This window comes from Streptomyces sp. NPDC058086 (assembly GCF_042885015.1).
In the GTDB taxonomy this organism is placed as follows: Bacteria; Actinomycetota; Actinomycetes; order Streptomycetales; family Streptomycetaceae; genus Streptomyces.
Genome location: NZ_JBHVST010000247.1, coordinates 1 through 3,778 on the forward strand (window position 1 = coordinate 1; position 3,778 = coordinate 3,778).

The 3,778-nt window shown below is 64.9% G+C and carries 6 protein-coding genes and 2 pseudogenes; 1 reads left to right on the forward strand and 7 read right to left on the reverse strand.

The features are described 5' to 3' along the window. Both ACFVWD_RS57745 and ACFVWD_RS57750 read right to left on the reverse strand, forming a co-directional pair. Positions 1 to 215: pseudogene (locus ACFVWD_RS57745) on the reverse strand (GNAT family N-acetyltransferase); the annotation flags it as partial. Between the two features lie 96 nt (positions 216 to 311). Then, positions 312 to 662: pseudogene (locus ACFVWD_RS57750) on the reverse strand (transposase); the annotation flags it as partial. Between the two features lie 31 nt (positions 663 to 693). Between ACFVWD_RS57750 and ACFVWD_RS57755 the strand changes: the two are divergent. Continuing rightward, positions 694 to 1,134, forward strand: a complete 441-nt coding sequence (locus ACFVWD_RS57755; protein ID WP_389607161.1) for a hypothetical protein — start codon at positions 694 to 696, stop codon at positions 1,132 to 1,134. Here ACFVWD_RS57755 and ACFVWD_RS57760 read toward each other — a convergent pair. The 5 genes from ACFVWD_RS57760 to ACFVWD_RS57780 form a co-directional block, all read right to left on the reverse strand. Continuing rightward, positions 1,100 to 1,759, reverse strand: a complete 660-nt coding sequence (locus ACFVWD_RS57760) for a class I SAM-dependent methyltransferase (RefSeq protein WP_389607162.1) — start codon at positions 1,757 to 1,759, stop codon at positions 1,100 to 1,102. The two genes, ACFVWD_RS57755 and ACFVWD_RS57760, sit on opposite strands and share 35 nt — an antisense overlap. An 88-nt stretch (positions 1,760 to 1,847) precedes the next feature. After that, positions 1,848 to 2,195 carry an Imm51 family immunity protein gene (locus ACFVWD_RS57765; RefSeq protein ID WP_389607164.1) on the reverse strand — a complete coding sequence of 116 codons (348 nt, stop codon included), beginning with the start codon at positions 2,193 to 2,195 and terminating at the stop codon, positions 1,848 to 1,850. Between the two features lie 94 nt (positions 2,196 to 2,289). After that, on the reverse strand, positions 2,290 to 2,439 hold the full coding sequence (locus ACFVWD_RS57770; protein WP_389607166.1) for a hypothetical protein: 150 nt from the start codon (positions 2,437 to 2,439) through the stop codon (positions 2,290 to 2,292). Positions 2,440 to 2,492: 53 nt separating this feature from the next. Then, complete coding sequence (locus ACFVWD_RS57775; protein ID WP_389607167.1) at positions 2,493 to 3,080, reverse strand: hypothetical protein; 588 nt, start codon at positions 3,078 to 3,080, stop codon at positions 2,493 to 2,495. 125 nt (positions 3,081 to 3,205) lie between these two features. After that, the gene (locus ACFVWD_RS57780) at positions 3,206 to 3,574 is read right to left on the reverse strand and encodes a Pycsar system effector family protein (RefSeq protein WP_389607168.1); all 369 of its coding nucleotides are present in this window, start codon (positions 3,572 to 3,574) and stop codon (positions 3,206 to 3,208) included. Between the last annotated feature and the right edge of the window lie 204 nt (positions 3,575 to 3,778).

Genomic DNA, 3,778 nt, shown 5'->3' on the forward strand with positions numbered 1-3,778 from the left:
GGCTCCCCCTCAAGAGTCGTGAAGCCCAGGATGTGGCCGTCCCTGTCAGCCACCGTGGCTCGCCGACGTGCGACCTCATGCGCGCCAACAGCGAGCTCGTCTCGGCATGCGTCCAGAAACTCGGCGTCATAGCCCCAATGCGCCTTGGATCGCAGTGCCAAGTCGCTGAGGACCTCGGCTTCCATCGCCCGCGCAGGCCTGATCAGCACGCTCATCTATGCCCCCCGGTCAGATGTGGGTCTCTCGATCTTCGCACCCTGCAGTCGTGCGGGAGAAGTACGCGATGGTCAGCGGCTAGACGGGACGAGCGTTCAGCATGCCGTTGCTGGAGGCAGGACTTGGTAGCACCGTCGGTCGCGGATGAGTGCCCACAAGACGTTGACGCGTCGCCGGGCCAGCGCCAGGACGGCCTGGATATGGCTTTTTCCTTCGGCTCTCTTGCGGTCGTAGAACCGCTTGGAGTTGGGATCGTTCCAGGAGCTGACCAGCGCGGATGTGTAGAAGACGTGCTGCAGGCGCCGGTGGTAGCGCTGTGGGCGGCGCAGATTTCCGCTTGTCTTGCCGGAGTCGTGCGGGGCGGGAGCGACACCGCCGAAGGCCGCGAGCCGGTCCGCGGTGGAGAAACCGTCCAGGCTGCCGCCGACCGCAACCAGGAACTCGGCCAACCCGTGATCAGAAAGGTAGAGCCAGCTGATGGACACCACCCACGTCGCCGTCGATGGCTGGGTCGACGCCATCCCCGCCCCCGGCCCGCGCGGCACCGCGACGTTCGACCTGATCGTCCGCCCCGCCGACGCGGACACCGCCGCCACCGACACCCCTGACACGGTCGTCTCCTGTACCAGCGGAGCCCCCCAGATCACCCACGCGTTGCTGACCGACATACAGCCCGGCGACCTGCTCCGTGTCACCGGCATGCTGGTCCACCCCCAGGCGCCCGGCGAGGCCGCCCGACTCACCGTCCACGGCCTGGAGGAACCTGGACACCGCGCTGATCTCGGTCCTGAACGACATGGTGCTGGACCGGTACGACGACTCGTCGACCTCGGCGTGCCCGTCTTCACCGACACGGCCTCTGTGCCTCAGACAGATACGAACCTCACGGCTGTTCGGGTTTGCGGGCAAGGAAGGTAGCGAAGGTCCTTTTACCCCCTTCGCTGGGTTCCTCCACCAGATGCGCGGTGAGGACGAGCCCGGCCTGCTTCAAGAGCTCGACAATCCGATCAGGCGGCAACAGGTAGGACTGGTAAGACACCGGATGCCCGCCATACGCCTGTGTCGGACGTAGGTGCTGGTCGGTCCCCACGTGGCCGGCCAGCATCAAACAGCCGCCGGGCGCGAGAGCGCGGTGGAACTCGCTGAACACCACTGGCAGCAACGTCGGTGGCGTGTGGTGGGTTGAGTAGTACGCAAGGATGCCGCCGAGGTCGTCATCCTCAATCGGGAGCGAGGTCATCGAGCCGACGCTGAAACGCAGACTCGGGTAGGACTTACGGGCCAGCTCGACCATTGCGGGCGATAGGTCGATGCCGAACGCAGGCACTTGCTGCTCGGCAAGGTACGCCGTGACTTTGCCGGGCCCGCATCCCAAGTCGGCGATGGGCCCGAGGCCAGCTGTTCGCACGACCTCTGCGAACACGTTCAGCATCCCTCGTGACAGCGGATCCAGCTCTGCCGGGGGCTTGACCTGCTCAAAGTAGTCGGCGGCGACCGTGTCGTACGACTCCCGGACGGCGGCGAGGTAGGAGAGATCAGGCACGCGGACGACTCTAGATGAGGGGTCGCGGCCCACGTGATCGCTTTCTCAATTCGGGACGGGCCTGCGGCGAGTGCCGTACCGAACGCGGTCAGTCGTCAAAGGAATCCGGATCGACCGAGCTTAGGAGGGCGCTCAAACGTTCTGGCGATCGATACAGGTCGCGCATGAGGATGCCCAGGGCCTCAAGGGCTCCGCGATTCGACGAGTACACGGCGAACATCCCGGACTCGGAGTCGTGCTCCAACTGGTCCGCCGCATGAGGCAGGTGTTCTGCAACAAGGAGTCGTGCGATGCCGTCCCAGGTATAGCCGTTCCCCTCCCGTCCCGCAGCCTGGAGCACTGGCACCAGCTCGCTCCAGTCAGTGAGCAGAAGGCTGTGACCAGGATCGAACTCGATGTCTTGAAGCAGAAACGGTGCCAGGTCATGCGTGTCCATGGCGTGACGATATCCGTGCTCGGAGGCGTGGCAGCACCGAGAAGCTGACGGGCCACAAGATCGCACCCTTAGTCCGGAAAAGAGCCAGCGGACTTTAGTAGGTGACGCACACCGACGAGCAGAACACCGCCGACGCCTTCACCGAAGGCATCAGCGGACCACCACAATCCCGGCACAGCCGCGGCCCGGTGTCGTCGTCCGTGACCACGACCAGCCGCAGCCGGGGCACCCCGTCCCTGCCCATGCGGCCACCATACGGTTGGCAACCGCACCTGCCCCTCGCCTGCAGGCCGTTTCTCACGGCAGAGCAGGTTGCCGAGATTGCCACTGTGCGCCGGGACACAAGGTGAGGACGGCGAGCGCGTCCTGCGCGGCCATGGGGCCGAAGACCGTGGTCTGCGCTGCTTGTCCAGGGTGGAAGAGCACGTAGTGGGCGGCCAGGTAGGACAGGTCGCCCCAGGCTTCGCGCTTGTGGGCACGGCCCAGAAGTTGCCCACAGCGGACGCAGGCGATCCACGGGACCACGAGCAGACCGGCAAGCTCTGGCGCGGAGCTGAGCGAGGCTCCGTTCAACGTGACGGCGTCTGCCAGGGCGACCAAGCGCACGCTGAGGCTGTCGGAATCAGTGGAGCGGCACTGCCTGATCCGTCCTTCAAGGGCTTCACGCTGGCCCCACTCTTCGGCGGTGACCGCCAGCTGTGCACGGATGTCCTCGCCAATCGGAACGTCCTGGGCGAGCAGCCCGGAGACGACCAGGTCGAGGGCGGACTCTTGCTCTCCGATGGAGCAGGAGTCCATGACCTCTTGCGCGTCTGCAGGAGGAAGGAGGGCGGCCAAGGTCCGCCACACGGTTGCTGCATCCGTCACACAGGACAGGCTATCCATACCCGGAGCCCCAGGGGTCTCACCGATCCTACGAATGACCGGCTGACGCCCGCGCCTATAACGTAGGACAGCTTCTCAAGGCGTCGGCACGTGATCGTCGGGCTTTATGCGTCAGTGGCTCGTGGCTACAGAATCACGGCCACCACGGCGGCAGCGGTCAGAAAGGCCATGCCGGCAAGCATGAGATCTACTGCCCATCGGACATAGGTGAACTTCGTCCGCGCCATGTCCGAGAGAACCTTGATGCGACCTGCACGCCTGTCCTCGCTCATCCGTCCATAAATTTCGTCGCGACTGAGCTTTGACCAGTGAGGCCAGCTTGCGCCGTCGTCATTGCTCAGATGCGGACGAACAGTCAGAAGTAGAAACACGATGGCTGCGACCCAGGCTGCTGCCCCAAGTCCACCCACCGCGAGTACGGCCGCGGGCGGATCTGTCTCTGCAGCAGCAGGAACGACTATCGCCAGCCCGGCGCCTGTCAGAGCCAGCAACACGCTTGCCTTGTTGTCGCATCTCCCCAGGGTGCCGGTCAGCGTCTCAACTGCTGCATCTAGGCGTCGATCTATCTGATCTGACGTCGCTGGCGCCGTCCCGTCTGGCTGCTGTCGGCAACGGCTGAATTTGGGGCCAGTTCGAACGGTTCAATCGTGAGCCACTGTGCGGCCTCGGTGTGGTCAGTCAGTCGGTGGCGGTGGGGA